Below are 21,317 nucleotides of genomic sequence, written 5' to 3'. Positions count from 1 at the left end.
ACTAACCGTTGCAAATGGCGACGCTTGCGCAGGCCGTTGCGGCGGTTTGCCACCTAGCGGCACCTAGTGGTTTGACCGGCCCGCACCTAATTGGGCTGCCCGGCACTACTTTTACTAGCCCCCACATCTGCCTCAACCTGTTTTACCTGCCATGCGCATCCTGCATCTGCCTAAGTGGTACCCCAACCGCTACGACGACCAGGATGGCAATTTTGTGGCTCAGCATATTCAGGCCATCGAGCAGGGTGACGCCCCTGGTACCGCTCCACTTTCCATGGCCGTTGTATTTGCCGCTGTTGCCCGCAGCCCCTTGCCACACTTCATTGAATTTGAAGCGGTTGTCGAAAACAACATACCCACGTGGCGCTACTATTATCGTTCGCGCATTACGGGCATACGATACCTCGATAAACTGTTGAAGCTTGTTTTATGGCTGGTGTGCATGCAGCGCGGCCTGCGGGCGGTACGCCAGCACTGGCACGGAAAACGCCCCGAGGTGGTGCACGCACATGTTCTGTTTCGCACGGCCGTGCTGGCGTGGTGGCTTAAGCGCCGGCACCGAACCCCGTATCTGCTAACGGAGCACTGGACGGCTTTTCTCCCTGTAAATGCGGCGCGCCTAGGGTGGTTTCGGCGCCAGATGGCTGGGTTTCTGGTACGCCAGGCCGATGCAGTTACGCCCGTATCCGAAGACTTGCGCCAGGCTTTGGCCCGATTAGGCGCCACCAATCTGCACACCACTGTTATTCCGAATGCGGTTGATATGCACGTGTTTCGGCTCCCGGCAACTCCAGAGCCGCGGCATGGGCTGCTGCATGTGGCAGCGTTTAATGAGCAGGCCAAAAACCTCAGCGGCATTCTGCGCACAGTAGCTTCTCTGCGCACGGCGCACCCCAAGTTGCACGTGCAGTTGCGCATAGCCGGTTACGGCCCGGCCGAAGCGCAGCTACACCAATTGGCCAAATCCCTAGGTCTGCTCGCTGATGGAACCGTTACGTTTCTGGGGAAGCTAAGCCCGGCCGAGTTGGCCCTGGAAATGCAGCGGGCGCAGGCCCTGGTGCTGTTTTCCAATTACGAAAACCTGCCCTGCGTCCTGATTGAAGCCCAGGCAAGCGGACTGCCGGCCGTGGCAACGCGCGTGAACGGCATACCTGAACTGCTGCCCGATGACGGCTCCCGGGGCCTGCTGGTGCCACCCCAAAACGAAGCCGCTCTGGCCCACGCTATTCAGACTATTCTACAGGCGCCGCCGCATCAGTATGATGCCACGAAGTTGCGCGAGGCGGCAGTCAGCCGGTTCAGCTACCCGGCGGTAGGGGCTGCCTTCCGGCAGCTATACCATCAGGTACTAGGCCGGCGCTAGCGTCAAACCCCTCCCCCGACCTATGCTGCGCCGCATCGTCCGTAATTTTGCTACCCGCCTAGCCACGGCCTTCCTAAGCTTCGGGATAGTGTGGCTGACGGCGCATTACCTAGGCGCCGCCGGGCGGGGTACTATCAGTCTGTTCGTTACGGATTGTGCGCTGCTGCTGCTCTTTATCGGGTTGTTTGGCGGCTCTTCCCTGATATACCTGGCGCCACGCCGCAACTTGTGGCACTTGCTGGGGCCTGCTTACGGGTGGGCCGTGGTGGTGTGCCTGGCTGGAACAGCAACTGTAGCGTGGCTCCGACACCCTGAGGCAGCGTACCTCCAGCATTTGGGCGCCCTGAGTGTGCTCCAGGCTTTTTTCTCCATAAACACGTCTCTGCTACTAGGCCGCCGGCGCGAGGCAACCTATAACAACTTGCTGCTTTTGCAGGTGGCGCTGTTGGCTGCCGGGTTAGGGCTGGCTTTCAGTTCAAGTCCTGCCGCGCGCACTATAAGCACGTACTATGCGGCTGCTTACGTGGCTTTCGGGTTGCCACTGCTGCTGAGCCTAGTAGCTTTACTTCGGCAACCCAACTACCAGCGCCACAGCCGCCTACGACTCCGTGCTACGGCCCGCGAGTTGGCTCGGCACAGCCGAGGAGCCCATTTTTCCAACATCATCACCTTTGCCAATTACCGGCTGGGCTACTACTTTTTGGCTCACTTCGCCGATATCCGGGCCGTTGGGGTGCTATCGGTGGGGGTAGCGCTGATGGAGGCTATCTGGCTGATTCCGCGCAGTACGGCTCTGGTACAATATGTTGACCTGGTGCACACGGCTTCTGCTGGCCCTTTGTCCGATTCGGCCTTACGCGTCAGCCGGCTAACGCTGCTGGGCACCTTTACGGCAGCAATAACCCTAGTAAGCCTCCCTACTGATTTGTTAACTGCTGTTTTCGGGCCGGAATTCGGGGCCGCCCGTCCTCTAATGGTGCTGCTGGTGCCCGGCACCCTAGCCATTGCCGTTCAGTTGCTTCTCAGCAGCTATTTTGCCGGCTTGGCGCGCTACCGCATCAACAACTGGGCCTCGGTGCTGGGGCTGGGCGTAACGCTAGTAACGTGCTCGGTGCTGGTGCCGCGTCTGGGCATTCGGGGTGTGGCCCTGGCTTCCTCTCTCTCCTACCTTACTTCCTGCGCGTATTTAGTGGTACAGTTCCGGCGAGCCACAGGCCTAAGCCCAATAGCCTTCCTACCGCGCCCCTCCGATGTGGCGCATTACTGGCAACTTGTGCGCAAGCCGCGCCCCTAGGTGCTACTTATATAATAACTAGCTAATCGGGACTTTGCGCAGAATGGCGTCTATCATATCCTGGGTTCGGATGCCATCGGCCTCGGCCTCATAGTTGAGCAAGATGCGGTGATTAAGCACATCGGCAGCCACTTCTTTGATGTCTTCCGGCAACACGTAGTCGCGCTCATCGAAAAAGGCCACGGCTTTGGCCGCCCGGTGCAGCGCAATACTAGCCCGTGGACTCACGCCAAACTGTACGTACTGCTGAAACTCCGCCAGGTCGTATTCAGCGGGCTTGCGGGTAGCAAATACCAGCTCGATGATATACTTCTCCAGCGTTTCTGAAATCTGTACCTGATTGATCTGCTGGCGAATACCAAAAATATCTTCCTTAGTCAGGACCGGGCTAACTTCTCCCACATAGCTCATGTTGGCCATGCGGCGCATCACCTCCAGTTCATCAGTTTTCTTGAGGTAGTCCACGTACACCTTCATCATGAAGCGGTCAACCTGGGCCTCAGGCAAGGGGTAAGTACCCTCCTGCTCCACCGGATTTTGGGTGGCCAGTACCAGAAACGGCAGATCCAGCGGATAGGTGGTTTCGCCAATGGTCACCTGCTTTTCCTGCATCGCCTCCAGCAAGGCACTCTGCACTTTAGCCGGAGAGCGGTTCACCTCATCTGCCAGCACCAAGTTCGCGAAGATGGGTCCCTTCTTCACCTCAAACTGCGACTGGTTCTGATTATAAATCATAGTGCCCACCAAATCCGAAGGCAGCAGATCGGGCGTGAACTGCACGCGCTGAAAGTGCAGGTGTAGCACCTTAGATAGTGTACTGATAGTAAGCGTCTTGGCTAGACCGGGCACCCCTTCCAGCAGTATATGTCCTCCCGTGAAAAGCCCGATCAGCAGGCGGTTCAGCATGTAATGCTGGCCTACTACCACCTTGCCTACCTCGGCAAATACTTGCTTGATTTTGTGCTGGTAATCGGGTGCCGAAGCAGGCTGCGGAGGCATCATACAGAAGCGAAACAGGTCTAATACGCTTAAAGGTAGAGAAACCCGCTCATTCCTGGCGTCTTCAGGGTCAGGCCCGCTTACCTGAATATTTTACGCTCGTATTTCCGTGCCCGCTATCCCTAGTTCATGACATAGATCATCATTAAGTAAACCATATTTATTCTTTGATAAGAAATAATTAAAACTAACTTAGTACTACTTAAGCACTTATTGCTGTGCTGTTGATTCTGTGCTGCTCTATCTATCTGTCACATCTGTGGCAGCGCCCCATTGCCACTCTATTCTGGTTCCCAAACGCGTCTTCGAGACGTTTACCGGCTCTTGTCACTTCTTACTCTTATCTGATCCGCTATGAAAGCATGTTTTCTTTCTTTCGTTTTGCTGCTGAGCTACCTAAATGCCAGCGCGCAAGCCAACTGGCACTGGCTTCAGAAGCTCAACAGTTCCGGAACAAACGTTCGGGCCAATAGCATTACTACTGATAAGTCGGGTAACAGCTTTATAACGGGCCAGTTTTCTGGCACCGTCAGCTTCGGCCGCACCACACTTACCAGCCGGGGCGATAATGACCTGTTTCTGGTGAAGTATAACCCCGGTGGTAAGGTGATGTGGGCCTCACAAATTGGTCGCGGACCTAACCCACAGCCATACCGGAATTATTCTGCCTCTGGGGCCGATGTATCGGTTGATGCGGCAGGGAACGTGTACGTAGCCGGAAATTTTGTACGCGAGGTATCGTATGGCAACGTCATCGTACCAGGCATTAGTGAGTTAAACACTACCGCTATGCTGGCCAAATTCGACCGCAAAGGCCAAGTGCAGTGGATACAAGCCTTTGGCATTCCCGTGTATAGTTGTGAAGCCAATGCTATTGCAACCGATGCGGCTGGCAACAGTTACATAACCGGCCGGTCGGATTATGGCGGCATCAAGTTTGGCAACCAGACAGTAGGCGACAGCCGCCGGGTGATGTACGTGGTGCGCTACACCACTTCTGGAGCCGTGTCGTGGGCCAAGGTGTCGTCTAACTTCACTACCTACGGTGCCAGCGGTACCGACATAACCCTCGATGGGCGCGGCAACTGCATTGTGGGGGGCTTCTTCAACTACGATATGGAGCTAGGAGGCAAATCACTGACAACTGAAGGCACCTCTCTCTTTTCAGATGCTTTTCTGGCCAGTCTGAGCACGGCATCAGGTGATGTGCACTGGCTGAAACAAGGCGGGGGCACTGCTCGCATTGCTGAGCTCGGCGCCGACCGGCAAGGCAATATCTATGTGGCCGGCACGTACTCGGGCAGCACCTCTTTTGGGGGCCAGCCGCTGAATAGTGCCGGTGGCTCCGATGCTTTTCTGGCCCGGTACAGCCGCGCCGGCAACGCGCAGTGGATTACCTCAGTCGGGACCAGCGCCAATGAATCGGCTACCGGCCTGACCACAGACGAGCAAGGATACAGCACGCTCATCGGGTGGCGCACGCCGTCCGACCCTAAGGTATCCTCCTTTATTCAAAGCTTCCAGCCCGATGGCGACGTGTACTATGCTGAAAATCTAGCTTCTAGCGGCGACACAAAAGCCAAAAGCATTGCGCAGGACCAATCGGGCAAACTGTATTTACTAGGTGAGCTTTCCGGGAAAGGCTCTTTCGGCCGGGTTGGCTTTAACGTTGGCAGCAGCCCAATCAACTTTGTTGCCCGCCTGCATATACTAGCGCCTCGCTCCGGCAACAACGGTGGGGCCAATGCCATAGTGGAAGTATTCCCGAACCCAACCAGCCAACGGCTCGTGGCCGAGCTGACATGGAACAAAGCCGGCATGCTGCTCGCAGGCCAGGCTACCTTGCACAACGCCATGGGGGCCGCCGTAGCTACCCAACCATTGCTAGCCGCCACTTCGTCTCAGGTTCGGGCGTTGTTTGACTGCTCGAAGCTGCCCAAAGGGTTGTACGTACTGCGCATACGCACTAACGATGGCACCATCTATACTAAAGGAGTAGAGGTGCGCTAGCGAATACAGTAAAAATTGCTAGGCCAACTCGCAATAAAAAGCCCCTTTGCATGCTGCAAAGGGGCTTTTTAGTACCAGAGACGGAGGTACATGACTGTATTATCTATCAATGAGTTACGCAGCAGGTGTTAAACATCTGCTAAACATTTATTCATTTTCAGTGGGGTCGCAGGTGAGCTTACTCACCAAGCGCTCAATGGTCGGCTCGTCAAGAGCCGTTCCTATTTCTACAAACCAGTCATTGGCTCCTTCATTCCAGATGAAGGCAGTAAAAGGCGGCACCGGCTCACCTGGTTCGAAAACCGGGTTCAGCTGGTGCTCGTCGTTTGAGACCAGGAGTATATCCTCCCGCTCCTTGGCTTCAATGAATAGTTCTGTAGCTGTAATGGTCATTGGCGCAGGGTCTGAAGTAGATCGTTATGCTTCTGAAGTAGTTCGGTGTACAGACCATAGACATGCAGAAGCTTGTCCTTACAGTCATCCAGACCATCCAAGTGGTAAGCTACGATAGGCTCCTGAGCAATAGGAGCGTTGCGCTTCAGCTCGCGGAAATCTTCGCTGAAGTCATGCATAATGATATCCCCGACTTTCTGGATAAAGTCGAAGTCTAGTTTCGGGTCTTCAAACCGGCGATACAAGGTCGGCCGGCTGATGCCAAGCGTGGTGTGGAGTTTAGTCAGCTTAATGCCTGATTGCTGCACCGCCTTGGCCACAATCTCTCCCCTGTGAACCATACGTGACGTTTTAGTCTCTGTGTGAGACAAAATTGGAAACACGACAGCAGTAATTGTTTTCCATATTTCTAATGATTTCGTTTGGTTTTTGCTTCTTGTTGAATCAAATTTGTATCACTTACGTATCAGTAAGTATCAATTATGTCTCACAAGGACTAAGCCAAGAAATCATGGGACTTACAAAAAGTGTTCAGAATGATACTCTGGACCCAGCTCAAAAGAGCCTCGAGCTAAAGCAACAATCTGATGCTCTGCGAAAAAACCTGACCACTGATGATCAGGAAAATATTTGCAAGGATCACAGCATCAGCCGGGCCACCTATTTCCGCAAGATTCATCAGCTCGATTTGGCTGATCCAATCACCCAGGCCATCGTTGCTCTGGCTGCAGCTAACAAAGAGGCTGGCGAGCAACGGGTGAAGGAGGCAAATGCCATGCTCAAGAAGCTGCTCTAATGCGAGCCTTCGTGCCGAGCACTTACGTGTGGCGCACTTTCGGATTCATCGCTACAACGCCACTAGTCTGTAAGCGCCACCGCTCTGATGGCCTGCTCGACGTGGTAATCCGAGAACCAGATGGGACTTACACCACCTGGATAGCGCAGGCCGATTCGATATGGCTGCTGCACACCGAGCCTGCTTCCTGGCCCCCCTTTCCCACATCCAAAGATTTTGAGGCGCTGATTGCCTCATTCCCCGAAGAGCACCTTCTACACGTCCCCTACGCTGCTTTCACCTTGTCCCCTATCTGTTCTGCCACATGATTACGACTGTCAGCCTTCAACAAATCCAGCACTTCCCACAAGATATCCAGCTGAAGGTGCTGATGTGGGCGCAACGCTTCCTTAAGCGTGAACTAGGCCAGCTCAGCCTACATAAGCTGCGCTTCATAGAACAAGGCAACCTGGACGCCTGGCAGTATGAGCACGGCCAATTACAGTCCTCTTTGACTGAAACAGAAGAAGCCATCGAACGCATATGCCCGCTGCCTCAGCTGGCTGACCTCCTTTAGTTTTTCTCTTTTCTCACTTTAACCATTCCGCTACAATGGCTAAGAAATCAACGAGTAAGCCGGCTGCATCTGCCAACAGTGCGCCAGTATTTAAGGTCCCAAATAACAGTTCAGTGGCTGAATTCTGCCACGTTTTCGTGCAGCGCGAAATCACCCGTGGTATTGGAGTAGATGGGGCATCAGCCTGCCTGACTATCGGCATTCTGCTCGACCAGGTACTTGAAGCTTATAAGACCTATGCGCGCCTGGTGGATGAATTCTCGGGCGTAGATATGACCCGGGTGGCTAAGCATTTCGGTGAAAACTGGTCTAAGATGCCGAATGCCAAGCGGCGCTTGATTGAGGAGACCATCCGCAAGGAAGTAGATGCTACCAACAAGACCATTCAGGGCCACATTCGCTACCTAGAAACCAATCGGGAGCACATGGATGCCCTGGGCCCGCGGGGCCGGGAAGCAGTTGCCCGTAAAATAGTAGAGCTGACTGGCGCTCCCGAGCCTGATTCAGTAGTGAGCATGCTGGTGCAGAAAGAGGAAGGAGGGCTGGCCGCATGAAGACCCAAATCGAAGAGCAGATCCACCGCCTAAGCGACGACATCGAGCACCTTGAATCTGAGCTTGCCAATATCGAACTGGTCTCTGCTCAGGCTGTAGGCGAGGAGTTACGGTACTACGAACGGCTAAGAATTGAATTGCAGCAAACGCTGGATTCCAAGCGCGTTAAGCTGGCTACCCTATGAGAAAGCCAGCCCGCTTCCGCTATCAAGCTCAAAAGCATTATGCCTTGCTGCACACCGTGGCTGCAGCCCGCCGCCAGGTTGAACGCAGCCAGTGGCACATGCTCATTGGTATGGCACTGCTCCTTTCCATTACCGGCTGCTGCCAGAAGTTCATGCGTTTTCACGATACCGAGCACCCAACACCTGTATTGGCTCAGAAAGGAGGTAAGCAGAGATGAACATCAAGAACTATACATCGACAGTCCCAGCCTTGAATTCGGCCGCGGCTATCGAGGTGCTATTAGTCGAGGCTGGTGCTACGACCGTGAGCAAGTGGTACCAAGAGAAGCACCTCATTGGCTTCATCTTCGAATTGCCAATAAATGGGCTTTCCCTGGTGTTCCGGCTGCCGGCCAATGTGCAACGCGTCACGGACTTTATGCTGAAGCAGAAGCCCAAGGCTAACGCGCAGCAGCGACTATCAATTCGGGCGCAGGCATATCGCACTGCTTGGCGCTCCCTGCACGAGCTGGTCCAGATTCAGGTGGCCATGATTCAAATGCAGCAGATGGACCCGCTGCAGGTATTCCTGGCGCAGCAGTACAATCAAAACACTGGAGCTACCCATTACCAGGAGGTGAAAGCCGGAAACGTCAAACTACTTGGAGTATGAGCCACGATAAATCTGTCGTGCTTTCTGTAATAGAAAGACCTATCCTCTTCAGCGGTGCCATGGTGCGCGCCCTACTCGCTGGCACTAAGACCCAGACGCGCCGGATTATGAAACCTCAGCCAACTGATTTTGTGAGCGAGCTGGATCAGTCTCGAACCGGGGTACCAATAGTTTCTTGCGGCCCAATTCGCGAGCCTGGCTTACCTGACCTATTCCACGGTAAAGAGGTTAAATGCCCTTACGGCCAACCTGGTGACCGGCTGTGGGTGCGGGAAGGGTTCAGATACGTCATTACCAATGCTGGTACCTGTGATGCCCGATACGATGTACAGTATGCCGCTGATGACGCATTTGCTGGACTAGGCGCAATGCACCCCGCTTGGTTAGAGAATGCCGTAGCCCGCAACACATGGAAAGGAATTGGTACTAGCCTAGAGTTCCAAGGCTGGAAACCCAGCATTCACATCCCCCGCAAGGCTAGCCGCATCCTGCTAGAAATCGTGTCGGTGCGGGTGGAGCGGCTGCAGGACATTAGCCATGAAGATGCAGTAGCGGAGGGCATTGAGCAGACCGAGGCTTGGGGTGGGGATTGGACCTGGTATCAAGACTACACGGATGACTCCAATCAGCTTCTAGCACGAGACTCATACCGCAGTCTGTGGGCTAAGATCAACGGCCCCGAATCATGGAAGGCTAACCCCTGGGTGTGGGTGGTAGAGTTCAAAAGAGTAACCGATGCCAATTGATTACTCTCGATACCCGCCCAACTGGCGCAAGGAGATAGTGCCGCGCATCAGAGCCAGAGCACGAGCCAGGTGCGAATGGTGCGGGGCAAGGGCCTGGCAGTTTGGGTGGCGTGACAGCCGCGGAAAGTTTCACCCTGGAACGCCACCTACCCTAGCAACCCTTGGCCAGCTCTTCGTCGACCACCAGGCCTTGGCTCCGAAGATGATCCGCATCATCCTCACCGTGGCGCACCTTGACCACGACGAGCACAACTGGCAGGTGGACGATTCGAGGTTGGTGCTGCTCTGCCAGGCCTGCCACCTTAACCACGACAGGGCCGATAATGCCCGACGTGCCAAATACGGCAAGAAACACGCTTCTCTGCCTCGATTACAGCTTTAACAGGACCAACTATTGCTTCCCGACCAGATACGGAGCACCGCTACATGCTCCGGTTCTGAAACCTCTTTTTTCGCTTACGTCCATGTCCCGCTACTCTCTCGAAAAGCACCCTAAGCCCAAAGGAACCTGCCCCTCCTGCCAGCAGAAGAAGGTGTTTCGTTTCTTCCAAGACGCAGAAGGCAACCGCCTCGACGAACAATATGGTATCTGCGACCGCCAGGCAAAGTGCGGCTATGACCACCGCCCCTCGGGCGAGCTGTTCACCGCCACCGGTGCCGCGGCCGATGCTCCCGAAACCATCACCTTACGCCCCAGCGCCGAAGTTGCGGCCGATCTGCTGGCTAAGACGAAAGACCACCGCAGCAACCTGCACCGCTACGCCCGCACCATCACCATCCCGGCTGAGCACCTGGAGAAATGGGCAGTAGCCACCGATAAAGACCGCACGGTATTTCTGCACCTCAATGGCGAGAAGCAGCTGATCAACGCCAAATGGTTCAAGTACACGGAGGAGGGTAAGCGGGATAAGCTGACCCAGCCATATAGCTTTGGCACCACAGCCGACGAAAAGAAGCAAGGTGCCAAATACGGCTTCTGCTTGTATGGAGAGCACCTCATTCGCCACGATGACCCTACGCGCCCCATCTGCGTGGTAGAATCCGAAAAATCAGCGGTCCTAGCCTCCTTCCATTATCCGCACCTGGACTGGGTGGCATGCGGAGCCGCAAACGGTATCACCGATGAGAAGATATCGGCCCTGTTCAACCGCCCCATTTGGTGGCTGGCTGATGCGGATGGCAACGTTCCTAAAATGAAGGATGGCCAGCCCGAAATGCGCAATGGCAAGCCAGTGCTTACCGAGGGCGGGCGCAACAATAGCAGCCTGCGTAAGCTCAAAGCCTATAAGCAGGACTTCGTAGTGATTGACCTGTTTCCGGAGCGGAACGACGGGTATGATATTGCGGATGCCCTCCGGGATGGGGTGCGGCCCGATATCGTAGCGCCGGCCAAACAGAAGCCAGTAGAAAAGCCGGGCAAGAAGCAGAAGGATGTACCAGTACTGCCAGCTGACGTTGACAACTGGAGCATCCAGATGAAAGACTACTGGTATAAGGCAGGCCGGTTTGTAGCGGAATTTGAGCGCCGCGGTATCTGGATCGGCAAAAACGACGAGGACTGGAACAACACAGCCAGCTCACTGGCCGTCTTCCGGGAGCATGGTCGTGAGCTGCTGCACCGCCTGGCCCGCCCCGAGCAGACCTACTCCAAAAAGGACGTAGACGCCACGTTCGACGAGGCGCTGGAGCTAGCTGTATGCAACTCCCCAGCTAAGTTTTTCAAGATTGCCAACCACTACAACATTACCCTCCGCGACATACGCGAAGAAGAGGAAGAGGAGGATGAGACCCTCAAAGTGCTGCCTAAAGGCGTAAGCCCCGAGGACTATTTCAAGCATGGCTTTTATGAGCTCGATAACTGCTACTACTCCATTAAGGATGGGGTTCCGCGCATGGTGTGCGGCTTCAGCATTAAGGTGCTCTACCTGGTAAAGTCGAAAGACAACCCACAGCGTATTGTGGAATTGAAAAACCAGGAGGGCTATAAGGCTACTTTGAGCTTGCCAACAGAGGCATTCGTAAGCCTGGGTGCTTTCAAGAAGGCTGTAGAATCGGTAGGCAACTACGTATTCGAAGGAAACGACACCGACCTGACGCGCCTAAAAAAGAAGCTTTTCCGGGAGGAGAAAGTAACCACCGAGATAACGACGCTCGGCTGGCACGAGCGCGGTCAGTTCTACGCTTTTTCAAACGGCATTTACAACAGCACCTGGAGCAAGACCGACGAGTATGGTATCGTAGAGCATGATGGCAACAACTACTTCCTACCCTTCTTTTCTGGCATCAACGAGGACCACAGCGCCTACATCAACGAGAAGAAATTCTCGCATAAACCCAGCCCGGTAAAGTTTGAGCAGTGGGCTGACCTGATTTACAAGGTGTATGGCGTGAACGGAGCCATAGGAATGTGCTTCTACATTTCCTCCCTCTTCCGCGACTACATATTCGAGGCTCACAACAGCTTCCCCATGCTCTATGCCTTTGGCCAGCGCCAGTCGGGTAAGTCGGTATTCGCGGATAGCTTCAAACACCTCTTTGGCACCCCGCAGGATTCCATTTCGCTGGAGAACCCCAGCACCGTAATCGGGGTTATTAGAACGCTGGCCAACTTCACCAACAGCATCGTGATGCTCGACGAGTATAAGAACTCGGTGGATAAGAAGACAGTCGGCATGCTCAAAGGTTTCTACGATGGCTTTGGCCGCACCACCGGTGTCAAGTCAAACGACAACCAGACCAAGGTTACCAAGCCTCGCTCGGCCGTGTGGATCAGCGGCCAGGACATGCCCAACATCGACAACGCCCTTTTCACCCGCACCATTCTGCTGGAATTTTTGGCGGCTGATCGTGACTACGACAGCTTCGATAAGCTGAAGAAGATGCAGGAAAAGAGCCTGACCAACGTCACCTTGGAGGTGCTCACCCACCGCCCCGAAATGGTGAAGTGGTACAAGGATTCCTTCAAGGTGGTGCGCGACAACCTTCGCAAGCTGATTGAAAAGAAGAAGGTACAGGTAGAAGACCGGATGGTGCAGAACATGGCCATCATTCTAACCCCTACCCTGTTCCTACTGGAAGAGCAGCTGCTGGCCTTCCCTTTTGATGCGGATGACCTGTACAACATGGCCATGAAGATTATCCTGCGCCAGCAAGAGCAGATCAGCCTGAGCACCGACAGCCGCCGTTTCTGGGACGTGTTCGTGGGCATGGTTTCCCACAAGCCCATGCCACTGGTGGTGGAAGGGGTGGACTACAAATTCCACAAGGGCAACCTCTACCTGCGCCTGGGCAACGTACATCCGCCCTATATGCAGCAACACCGCAACCAGTACAACGTACCGGGCCTGGACAAGACCACGCTGGACTACTACCTCAAGAACGACCCAGCCTACGTGGATATGAAGAATTTGCGCTTCGATATGCCCAGCGCTGCTCCCGGCATAGGTGCAATGAAAACAAACCCAACCAGCTGCTACGGGTTTAAATTTGACGAACTTGGTATCGACCTGAGTAGCAGCATCCACACCAACATTGAGACGGCAGATACCGAGTAGGTTTGGAGGCCGATGAAGGTCGGCACAATCATATAGATTTTTGATTCGGAGTAGCGGCCGGATCGATTAACCAGGCGGGACACCTGGTCACAAGGGTAGCGCAGAAGCGCTACCCTTTTTTTGTGCCATCCGGTGGCGCACGTGGGGCGCACGTGCTTTATAAAGTACAATTGTAGGGGCGCGGGCGCAGGCGCTTGCAGGCGGGCGCATTAAGGGCCAAAAGCCTATAAATAGTGTTCACCGCCGCTGCACCCTTCAAAAAGCCGACCTACACCGACCTACAAACCTACAGGGTGAGACAATAATGTAAAAAGGCTTTATACTCTCTACTATGTAGGTTTTATAGTTTCTCTATCTAATCACAGAGGGGTAAAGGCTGTAGGTTACTGTAGGTTGCTGTAGGTCGGCCGTTTTTCATCCAACCTACAGCAACCTACAGAATCAGGTTCCGACCTACAGCCCACCTACAACAAAAACCTTTCTTATTAATCAGAAATAAGGTTTTTGAATTGTGTAGGCTCGTGTAGGTCGTGTAGGTCAGCTTTTCGAGCACCCTTGCTGCTGCATCAGTTTTATTCCGCTTTTACAAAAACGCATGCTGTTCCTTGGTATGGGCTGGCATTGGCATGAATCTTATTGAAATACAAAAATGTATCACACTGAGCATTACGGGAATTGTATATGATACATTTTTGTAAACATTCCGCATTAATTGCACAACTTGGTTACAAATTCTAACGACTGTTAATGGCCCAAAATCTACTCTCTTCACTTCTCCCGCCCGATTTATCACCTCCTATTTCTCAGTCCTTTGGCCTGCAAGGAGCGGGCTCTAAGTTTGATTATCCTAAGCCAGCTACCCTGTGAAGAGCCTGAATAGCCTCGATCTGCCTGTACGTCCGCACGTTTATAAATACCTGTTACTACATCTGGGCCCGGAATACGTGCTGAGCCGCACTGATCCACACGGCCTGCTGCTGTTTTTGCTTTTGCGGAGTCCGCTCACCAATGCCCGCAAGGATGCGGTGGTAGCGGAGTACTCTTTGAAGTTCAACGTGGGCTTGGAGAACTACCCATTCCGCCAGTATGGGCTGACCCTTACCTCCGACACGGTTTACATGTTCAACAATACCGTGCACGAGCAAATCAAAGCAGAGCTGCACGCCTTTGTTGATCTAGCCGTGGAGCTAGGCCAGCGGCAGAAGGATGCCGTGCTCGACTTCATGGCCAAGTACGACTTCACCGATAAGGATATCAGCTATGATACCCTTATCAAGTCTTACCAACGGTACCGGGCCTCGGTGCCAACCAAAAAAAGAAAGGTAGTTACCGTCAACCTCCGAAAGGACATGCTGAACCTCCAGGCCAGCCTGTCGCAGCTGGTGGTATCCACTGCCACTGCCGGCCATGCGGTAAGAGTCTAACTATTGTCAAAAACGCCCCTGAATTCAGTAGTGCGTTTGTCCTCTCAAAATTGATTTTTGTCCATCGGTACTCGTGCCTGATTCTACTAGTCCCTTAGCCCCTGCTCCCTACCAGCCCCGACCGCTCGTCGCAGGTGCTGGTACAGCCTTGCCTGGTTACACTGGTTTGTGGTGGCTACCAGTTGAGGACTTGCTAGAAGATCCCGAAACGGATGGGTCCGATATCCTCGACGACTTACGCCTTCGCGAAGGAGCAACGTGGTTTCCACTGCGCGTGACGCAGAATACGATTAAGTTCGACGAAACCCCCAAGCCAACCAAAGGGGTCACGACTTATACCACGAAGGTCACGGCCACTCGTGCTCTTGCCGGTCAGGAGATAGTAGTGCTGGAGACAATGGATAATCGTCGGGCCGTGGTGATGCTGCAGGAAGCCAGTGGCCGCTTGCGCCTGGTGGGAGGCCGCGAGTCGTTCCTGACTTTCCGGTCAGGAAGTGAAGGCAGCAACCCTGGAGCACGCGCGGGCATCGACCTGAACTTCTCGGGTGAGCTGACGCGCCGGGCACTCTATTACCGCGGGGCCTTCCCTGTGGCCAGTGCTCCAGGCGAGGGTGGTGACAGCGGCACAGTAGAAATCCGCAACCGCAAAGGCGAGTTGATGGCCCGCGTCGCCGCGGGCAAGACCGTCATTATTAGCAGCGGCTTCCGAGTCGTGTTACGTGTAGTGTAGTTATGGCAGTATTAACTCCAGTCCAATTCAAGACTAAATACCAGGCTCTTTTTGCCGATAACGAGTTCGAAAACATCACTGAAGCGACCTTCCGGGAGCTTTCGGAGGACTGTGCTGACTCATTTGGGGCGGGCAGCAAGCCTTTTGATGCCGATTGGCTTGTCGTGACAGATACCCCTTTCGGTAAGTACCTGAAGGGCCAGATGGTGCCAGCGAAGGATAAGGATTCAAACGCAGTCCTACTGGATGCTTGGAGCGGCAGCATTCTGCCAAGCTATACCAATCCTTCGCTTTCTGTAGTACAGACTGCCCCCGCCACTGGTGAGGAAGGCGAAAATGTGTCGAACACGGTTACGGGCACCTACGCACCAGGCGATGCCGGCGCGGCCAGTGCAACTCGCCTCTATAAAAATGGGGTAGAGGTTGCCGCTGATGTAGATGGCTCTGTTTCATTTACTGAAAACGTGGTACGGCCGCTCGGTTCGGTTCTCTATAAGATGCAGGCCGACTATGCTGCTGGTGCCCCCAAGCCAGTCAAACCAGCCAATACACCGGATACTCGCGCTGCGGCTGTGCGCTCTGTGAATGCTCCACAAGCTGCAGCTACTGGCTTTGAGTCGGGCAACCTAAGCCTTAATGGTCAACAAAAACTCTTCTTTGGGCCCAAGTCAACCGCAGTAGCAACCTCAGCTGATGTGCGGAGCTTGGCAAATGGCAACAGCGGTTGGGTGTACGTGCCTTACTTCCCTGCAAATGCTGGTATTGGCACTACGATACAAGTCATTCTGGCCACTGGCACTGCTGCCAAGAATTTCGTGGGTGCTGCACCAGCTGGCTGGGTACTCGATACAGCTGTAGACACCACCAACCAAGGGGCTAACGTGCGGCCGTTTTATGTCTTGCTCACTGGATTAACTCAGGTCAACAATGCCGCCGCGGAAGCGCGGGCTTACAACGTGTACCAAATGAGCCAGACCGTCCCATACGGGGTGTCAGCCAATCATGTCCTGACTTTTAAGAAAACGAGCTAATCATGTCACTATTAGGACAAGCAGGCACCGAGCTTAAAACGGGTGTGAAGGTGAATGGCCCTGCCCCCGCCGACTATTGGTACCGTCCCGAGGGTTCAAATGGCTACGATTCGGCACAGGACGCTTGTGACCAGATAGACCAGTCTATACGGATTGGCCGCACCGTGCTGATTGCGGGGGAGGAGTGGTCTTGGGGAACAGATACCAGCAATGCCGGCCTGAAAAAAAAGCAAGCTTCGGGTGGACTGACAGAAATTGCGGATGGGAGTATTACAACGCCAAAGCTGGCCGATTCAGCTGTCACCAGTTCGAAGATTAAGGATGACGCCATTGGTGATTCTAAGCTTGGCACAGATGTCAAGATAGGGGGACTAACTGCATTACGTCAACTACTTGCAGTTCCCTTTCCTAGTCTCAATCCTATTGCTAACATTGGCTCCTTTACGGACGGGCTGAATTGGCTTTATGCATTGGTGGCCAACCTAACTACCAACAAGCTGGTAGGCGGACCTTTTCGCTATAAGACCCTGGCTGAGCTGAACGCGGTGTCCACTAACCTGGCCATCTATCCGAGTTCCGCGCGGGTGTATGAGGATGGGGTGAATACCGGGCTCTACACCCGCAACAGCAACGGCACGGCCTGGATCAAAGACACGGCCACCGAGGCGCAGGTCGTGGCGACCTTTCCGCAGCTCACCTCCTCCACCCCAACGGTAGTCGATAGAACCTACCGTTTCACGCTCGATAACGTGGAAAGCCTGTTTCGGGCCAAGACAGCCCAGAATGCGGCCGGTACTGTCGGTGGCACAGTGCTTCCCGTTGCGGCTGATAAACTCACGAATACGGCCGGCCCCAACTGGGTAGGCCAGAGCACGGACGTGGCCAGTGGGCAAACGGCAGTCACCACCTATTGGGGAGCCCTGAAAGAAAGTAGCACCAGCACCAAGACCATTGCCCAAGCTATTGCGGCCGTGGCCTGGCGGGAAGCCTACGCCCAGAGCCTGATACCCGGAACCCTGGCCCTCACGCTCAAAATTGACAATGTGGGCATGGTGGGCACGATCACTCAATTTGCCATCGTCAATATCGCCAGCCCCATCTACAAGGTAAACGGGGTAACGGTAAACCTTCCGGCAACTGTCGTAATGGGCGATGTATTCGACATGGGCGGCGTGGTAGGTGCCGGGGGTGGTAGTGTAACCTTTCGCTTTACCTAGGCCATGCATCGGTATTTCAGAATGGTGCCCCAGCAGGTGATGGCCTTTGACCGTTTCCCGCTGGTTATCAATCCGCAGTCCTATGCGGGTGTCATCCAGACCGTAAAAATACCTACTCCGGCCATCAGCAGCGCTGGGGGCGGCATCTGCCTGAGCTTTTGGTATAAGAAAAATGTAGGCACTTCCGATGGCTTCCAGTACCTGCTCGACTGTCGAGATGCTACGGGAGATGCCAACGCCTACTTAGCAGTCGGGGCTATCGGCACCGGCTGGACCTTGTGGGTAGATGGAGTCAGTACGCCAATTGCCAATTTCCCGTTTACCAGCTCCACCTGGAAACTCATTGTACTGGAGAGAGCCGGGCGCAGTTGGAATGCGGGCATCATTACGCTGGGAAGTCGCTACACCAATGCTGAAAAATTGGGCGGGGCGAGCTTTTGGGATTTCCGCGTGTACAACCGCATTCAGACAGCAGCCGAAAAAGCTGACTACCTCAACCAGCCCTTCACCGGCATGGTGCGTCAGTACCAGTTCCGCGCCGATACGGCAACAGTGGCCTATGATACGAGTGGCAACGGCGCGAATGCCACGAAAAACAACTTTACCGCCTAATGGAAATCTATTCCTTTTTCTGTCCTGGCTGTCTGGTGCGACACGAAGTCGAGCTGAGCGATGAGCAGCAGCTACTCGGCACCGTGCTCAAGCCGACGCTTTCCCAGCGCGTTGTCAATTACCAAGTAGAGCCTTCTCCAGACGGGGTAGAGGGCCGCTGTGATGTAGCCTTAGTCGATGGCATCCTCTACTACGCCACGGATTGTCAGCATGCACTACGCGGGCAGACGCTATTCATTCCTATTTCTTAATGCGGTCGCGCAAATGCCATCACCCAGCCCCTTCTCATCTGAGGAGGGGTTTTTTATGTCCTTTTTCCCGCCTCTGCGCCGAATAAGATTTGCATCGATAATTACCCTAATTCGATGCAAGTCAACCATCTTTTGTCAGCCATACTACGTTCGCCCTGGGCTATCCAGAGCGAGACGGTGCTCGGTTATCTGCCGCAGATTGCGGGTATGCTCAAAGGTGAGCAGCTGGCTGCAGCTATTGCACCGGCTGCTCCAGCAGAGCAGGGTGTACTCTTTGCCGCGACCAAAGGAGGCAGTCGCTCAGCCAAAAAGTACGATGATGCGCCCGAGCGCTCCGTAGCGGTGCACACTCTGAAGGGTGTGATGATGAAGGACGATCAGCCAGGCCTGTGCACGGATGTGCCAGGCACAGCCTCCCGGCTTCGGGCTATCCAGGCTGCTGATGCTCACGACAACGTCATGGCCCATGTGCTCTGCATCGACTCGGGTGGTGGCACGGTGGATGGCACAGCAGAGTTTGCTGCAGGCCTTAAGGGTCTCACTAAGCCCATTGTAGCCTATTCTGATGGCATTATTGGCTCTGCTGCTGTTTGGGCTGCCGTTTCCTGCCCAGAAATTATCCTCAATAACGAGACCTGCCGCATCGGCTCTATCGGTGTGATGGCCTCGTTTCAGGATATCAAGCCCGCCCTGAAGAAGCTTGGCGTTGAGTTTCACGACTTGGTAGCCGATGGCTCTGAGGATAAGAACTCCGACTTCATCGCTGTGATGGCGGGCGACTACAAGCCCTATAAAGCCAACGTGCTCAATCCGCTACGGGCAGTATTTCACGAGCATGTGAAGGCCAGCCTCGGCGACCGACTCAACCCCAAAACCAGCGAAAAAGCTCTGAAGGGCGGCATGTTCTTCGCCTCTGAGGCCTTAGAAATGGGTCTGATTACAGGCATCGGCTCCTTCGACTTCGCTGTAGAGCGTGCTGTGGCACTCGCCACCGGCACCAACGACGCGCCCACGGGCGACGACGCTACCCAAGCCAACCATTCCAATTCAAATACCATGTTCGGAAAGAACAAATTCTCAGCCGTTGCCGCTCTGGCCGGCTTGACTGGCGCAGCTGTGACCGCTGAGCTGGTAACTGCCGCCAACGACGAGTTGGAGGCTAAAGGCATTACGGATGCCGCCATTATCAGCAAAGCCGACTTCGATGCTTTCGAAGGCACTGCTGCTGCTCACAAGACCATGACCGACGCACTGGCCGCTGCTGGTGTGGATTCGATTGCGGCTCTGGTGAAGCAGCGCGACGACGCCATGGCTCAGGCCGAGGAGTTCGGTGATCAGCCTGGTGCCCTGCCTACCTCTTCGGCAAAAGAAAAGTCGGATGTAAGTGAGGAAGGTGCGGTGGACTACGCCCAGGTGGTAGCTGAGCTTGACGCCCGCATGGGTGGAGCCGATGACCCCCGCTTTAACTAAGCCCCTATCTGCTACGAGTTAAACCCATTTTTTCATTTCTATAAGTCGAAGCTATGAGCCTCGTTACCACAGACATTATCGCCCAATTTGGTGCGTATTACATTAACCAAGGCCAGAACATGCAGCGCCTCGTGCAGTTGCTGTTCCGTCCTAGCGTTACGGACTCGCTGCTCACCCCCATCCTGACGGATGATACGGTGTACCGCGCGGCCAAAACGCTGATGACCCGGGTGCTTCAGCCCTTCCAGAAGGCGTACACGCCTCTGGCCAGCGTAACGTTCGTGCCTGTTGGCATCGAGCAGTTCAAGATGAAGATCGACACGGCTGAATATCCAGATGAACTGGAGGCGACCTGGGCGGGCTTCCTGACGGGCGAAGGCATCAAGCGTACTGAGTGGCCCTTCATCCGTTGGTACATCGAGCAGTACCTCATTCCGCAGTCACAGCAGGATTACGAACTGCTTGAAGTGTACAACGGCAAGTTTGTGGCTCCTACGGCTGGTACTCCTGGTGCAGCTGGCACGTCGATGAATGGTATCAAGACTACCATCAACACGCATATCACCGCTGGCCGCATCACCCCTATCGTAACGGGTGCTTTGGCAACAGACCCCGAGGCGTTGGTTGATCAGCTGGAGCAGTTTGCTGACCGCATCGGCCAGGCGTATTGGGGCATCCCCATGCAGCTAGGTATGTCCGAGCAAACGCAGCGCCGCTTCCTGCGTGGCCAGGAGCGCAAGTATGGTAAGAACACCCAGGGCGCTGGCGTAGGCGAGCAGATCAACAACACCAAGATTACCGTGGTGGGTCTGCCTTCGATGGCTGGTTCCAACAAAATCTGGTGCACGCCGAAGCCTAACGCTGTGGTGCTGGGTAAGCGTACCGGCAACCAGGGCAAGTTCCAAGTGGAAAATGTAGACCGTCAGGTGAAGGTGTACAGCGACTGGAGCAAAGGCGTTGGTTTCATTATTCCTGAAATCGTCTTCACGAACGATCAGGAGCTGACCTAGTAAGGTCACGACGCGCCGGCACCCACTGAGGGTGCCGGCCATCGTCATTGCATTTGTTTTCCTATTTCAAATCGTCATTAAGCCACTGTCATGGCCACTGAAACCCTAGAAGAAAAATTTGCTCGTTTGGAGCGTGAAAATGCTGCCCTGGAGCAAAAAGCTGCCGAGCAAGCAACCGAATTGGCCACCGCTACCCAGGCAGTCGATGAGCTGAGCGAGAAGCTCTCGAATGCGGAGGCTGTAACGCCTGCTCAGGCGGTGGTTACCCACGAGAAACATCAGTACCTCGTGCTGGCTCAGAAGTTCAACTACGAAGGCACTGAGGTGCTGGCGTCGGAACTCCAGGGCAAGAAAGAAATCCTGGCCGCACTGGTGAAGTCCGGATCGGGCCTGCTCCAGAAGATTGAGGCTAAGAAGTAAGCCCGCGTCAGTAGGCTGAAGTAATAGATTTTATAAGGTAGCTATTCAAT

At 54.5% G+C, this 21,317-nt stretch carries 24 protein-coding genes; 21 read left to right on the top strand and 3 right to left on the bottom strand.

All coding sequences use genetic code 11. The features are described 5' to 3' along the window. Positions 1-151 precede the first annotated feature (151 nt). Both ACYVHC_RS10595 and ACYVHC_RS10590 read left to right on the top strand, forming a co-directional pair. Complete coding sequence (locus tag ACYVHC_RS10595; protein ID WP_460613695.1) at positions 152-1,363, top strand: glycosyltransferase family protein; 1,212 nt, start codon at positions 152-154, stop codon at positions 1,361-1,363. 22 nt (positions 1,364-1,385) lie between these two features. Next, positions 1,386-2,657: a lipopolysaccharide biosynthesis protein gene (locus tag ACYVHC_RS10590; RefSeq protein ID WP_460613694.1), complete on the top strand. Its 1,272-nt coding sequence runs from the start codon at positions 1,386-1,388 to the stop codon at positions 2,655-2,657. Between the two features lie 18 nt (positions 2,658-2,675). On the opposite strand, the gene ACYVHC_RS10585 is transcribed toward ACYVHC_RS10590, so the two are convergent. Next, the gene (locus ACYVHC_RS10585; RefSeq protein WP_460613693.1) at positions 2,676-3,659 is read right to left on the bottom strand and encodes an AAA family ATPase; all 984 of its coding nucleotides are present in this window, start codon (positions 3,657-3,659) and stop codon (positions 2,676-2,678) included. 351 nt (positions 3,660-4,010) lie between these two features. On the opposite strand from ACYVHC_RS10585, the gene ACYVHC_RS10580 reads away from it, so the two are divergent. Further along, positions 4,011-5,666, top strand: a complete 1,656-nt coding sequence (locus tag ACYVHC_RS10580; RefSeq protein ID WP_460613692.1) for an SBBP repeat-containing protein — start codon at positions 4,011-4,013, stop codon at positions 5,664-5,666. Positions 5,667-5,813: 147 nt separating this feature from the next. Here the strand turns inward: ACYVHC_RS10580 and ACYVHC_RS10575 are convergent, their stop codons facing one another. Together ACYVHC_RS10575 and ACYVHC_RS10570 are read right to left on the bottom strand one after the other, a co-directional pair. Beyond that, positions 5,814-6,059 (bottom strand): hypothetical protein, encoded by a 246-nt coding sequence (locus tag ACYVHC_RS10575; protein ID WP_460613691.1) that lies wholly within the window; start codon positions 6,057-6,059, stop codon positions 5,814-5,816. After that, positions 6,056-6,400, bottom strand: a complete 345-nt coding sequence (locus ACYVHC_RS10570; RefSeq protein ID WP_460613690.1) for a helix-turn-helix domain-containing protein — start codon at positions 6,398-6,400, stop codon at positions 6,056-6,058. Before ACYVHC_RS10570 ends, ACYVHC_RS10575 begins: the two co-directional genes overlap by 4 nt. A 71-nt stretch (positions 6,401-6,471) precedes the next feature. On the opposite strand from ACYVHC_RS10570, the gene ACYVHC_RS10565 reads away from it, so the two are divergent. The 18 genes from ACYVHC_RS10565 (at position 6,472) to ACYVHC_RS10480 (ending at position 21,267) form a co-directional block, all read left to right on the top strand. Beyond that, positions 6,472-6,855, top strand: a complete 384-nt coding sequence (locus ACYVHC_RS10565) for a hypothetical protein (protein WP_460613689.1) — start codon at positions 6,472-6,474, stop codon at positions 6,853-6,855. A gap of 304 nt (positions 6,856-7,159) precedes the next feature. After that, a complete protein-coding gene (locus tag ACYVHC_RS10560) occupies positions 7,160-7,411 on the top strand; it encodes a hypothetical protein (protein WP_460613688.1) in 252 nt (83 codons plus the stop codon). 113 nt (positions 7,412-7,524) lie between these two features. Continuing rightward, positions 7,525-7,965 carry a hypothetical protein gene (locus ACYVHC_RS10555; RefSeq protein WP_460613687.1) on the top strand — a complete coding sequence of 147 codons (441 nt, stop codon included), beginning with the start codon at positions 7,525-7,527 and terminating at the stop codon, positions 7,963-7,965. Further along, positions 7,962-8,150, top strand: coding sequence for a hypothetical protein (locus ACYVHC_RS10550; RefSeq protein WP_460613686.1), 189 nt, complete (start codon positions 7,962-7,964; stop codon positions 8,148-8,150). The genes ACYVHC_RS10555 and ACYVHC_RS10550 overlap by 4 nt, the downstream gene beginning before the upstream one ends. Next, a complete protein-coding gene (locus tag ACYVHC_RS10545) occupies positions 8,147-8,368 on the top strand; it encodes a hypothetical protein (RefSeq protein ID WP_460613685.1) in 222 nt (73 codons plus the stop codon). Before ACYVHC_RS10550 ends, ACYVHC_RS10545 begins: the two co-directional genes overlap by 4 nt. A 32-nt stretch (positions 8,369-8,400) precedes the next feature. Further along, positions 8,401-8,802: a hypothetical protein gene (locus ACYVHC_RS10540; RefSeq protein WP_460613684.1), complete on the top strand. Its 402-nt coding sequence runs from the start codon at positions 8,401-8,403 to the stop codon at positions 8,800-8,802. Beyond that, entirely contained in the window at positions 8,799-9,548 is a 750-nt protein-coding gene (locus tag ACYVHC_RS10535) for a hypothetical protein (protein ID WP_460613683.1), read from the top strand. Before ACYVHC_RS10540 ends, ACYVHC_RS10535 begins: the two co-directional genes overlap by 4 nt. A 202-nt stretch (positions 9,549-9,750) precedes the next feature. Next, complete coding sequence (locus ACYVHC_RS10530) at positions 9,751-9,930, top strand: hypothetical protein (RefSeq protein WP_460613682.1); 180 nt, start codon at positions 9,751-9,753, stop codon at positions 9,928-9,930. A gap of 82 nt (positions 9,931-10,012) precedes the next feature. Next, positions 10,013-13,102, top strand: a complete 3,090-nt coding sequence (locus ACYVHC_RS10525) for a DUF6371 domain-containing protein (RefSeq protein WP_460613681.1) — start codon at positions 10,013-10,015, stop codon at positions 13,100-13,102. An 863-nt stretch (positions 13,103-13,965) separates the two neighbouring features. Beyond that, positions 13,966-14,526, top strand: coding sequence for a hypothetical protein (locus ACYVHC_RS10520; RefSeq protein WP_460613680.1), 561 nt, complete (start codon positions 13,966-13,968; stop codon positions 14,524-14,526). 190 nt (positions 14,527-14,716) lie between these two features. Further along, complete coding sequence (locus tag ACYVHC_RS10515; RefSeq protein WP_460613679.1) at positions 14,717-15,256, top strand: hypothetical protein; 540 nt, start codon at positions 14,717-14,719, stop codon at positions 15,254-15,256. 2 nt (positions 15,257-15,258) lie between these two features. Then, the gene (locus tag ACYVHC_RS10510) at positions 15,259-16,287 is read left to right on the top strand and encodes a hypothetical protein (protein ID WP_460613678.1); all 1,029 of its coding nucleotides are present in this window, start codon (positions 15,259-15,261) and stop codon (positions 16,285-16,287) included. A gap of 2 nt (positions 16,288-16,289) precedes the next feature. Next, positions 16,290-17,504: a hypothetical protein gene (locus tag ACYVHC_RS10505; protein WP_460613677.1), complete on the top strand. Its 1,215-nt coding sequence runs from the start codon at positions 16,290-16,292 to the stop codon at positions 17,502-17,504. Between the two features lie 3 nt (positions 17,505-17,507). After that, positions 17,508-18,116: a hypothetical protein gene (locus ACYVHC_RS10500; RefSeq protein ID WP_460613676.1), complete on the top strand. Its 609-nt coding sequence runs from the start codon at positions 17,508-17,510 to the stop codon at positions 18,114-18,116. Positions 18,117-18,151: 35 nt separating this feature from the next. Beyond that, positions 18,152-18,367, top strand: coding sequence for a hypothetical protein (locus ACYVHC_RS10495; RefSeq protein ID WP_460613675.1), 216 nt, complete (start codon positions 18,152-18,154; stop codon positions 18,365-18,367). A gap of 114 nt (positions 18,368-18,481) precedes the next feature. After that, a complete protein-coding gene (locus ACYVHC_RS10490; RefSeq protein ID WP_460613674.1) occupies positions 18,482-19,837 on the top strand; it encodes a S49 family peptidase in 1,356 nt (451 codons plus the stop codon). A 53-nt stretch (positions 19,838-19,890) separates the two neighbouring features. Then, entirely contained in the window at positions 19,891-20,847 is a 957-nt protein-coding gene (locus ACYVHC_RS10485; RefSeq protein WP_460613673.1) for a hypothetical protein, read from the top strand. A 90-nt stretch (positions 20,848-20,937) separates the two neighbouring features. Continuing rightward, positions 20,938-21,267 carry a hypothetical protein gene (locus tag ACYVHC_RS10480; protein ID WP_460613672.1) on the top strand — a complete coding sequence of 110 codons (330 nt, stop codon included), beginning with the start codon at positions 20,938-20,940 and terminating at the stop codon, positions 21,265-21,267. Positions 21,268-21,317: the final 50 nt, after the last annotated feature.

This window comes from Hymenobacter seoulensis, from assembly GCF_054780535.1.
This window is presented reverse-complemented; position numbering and strand designations above follow the sequence as displayed.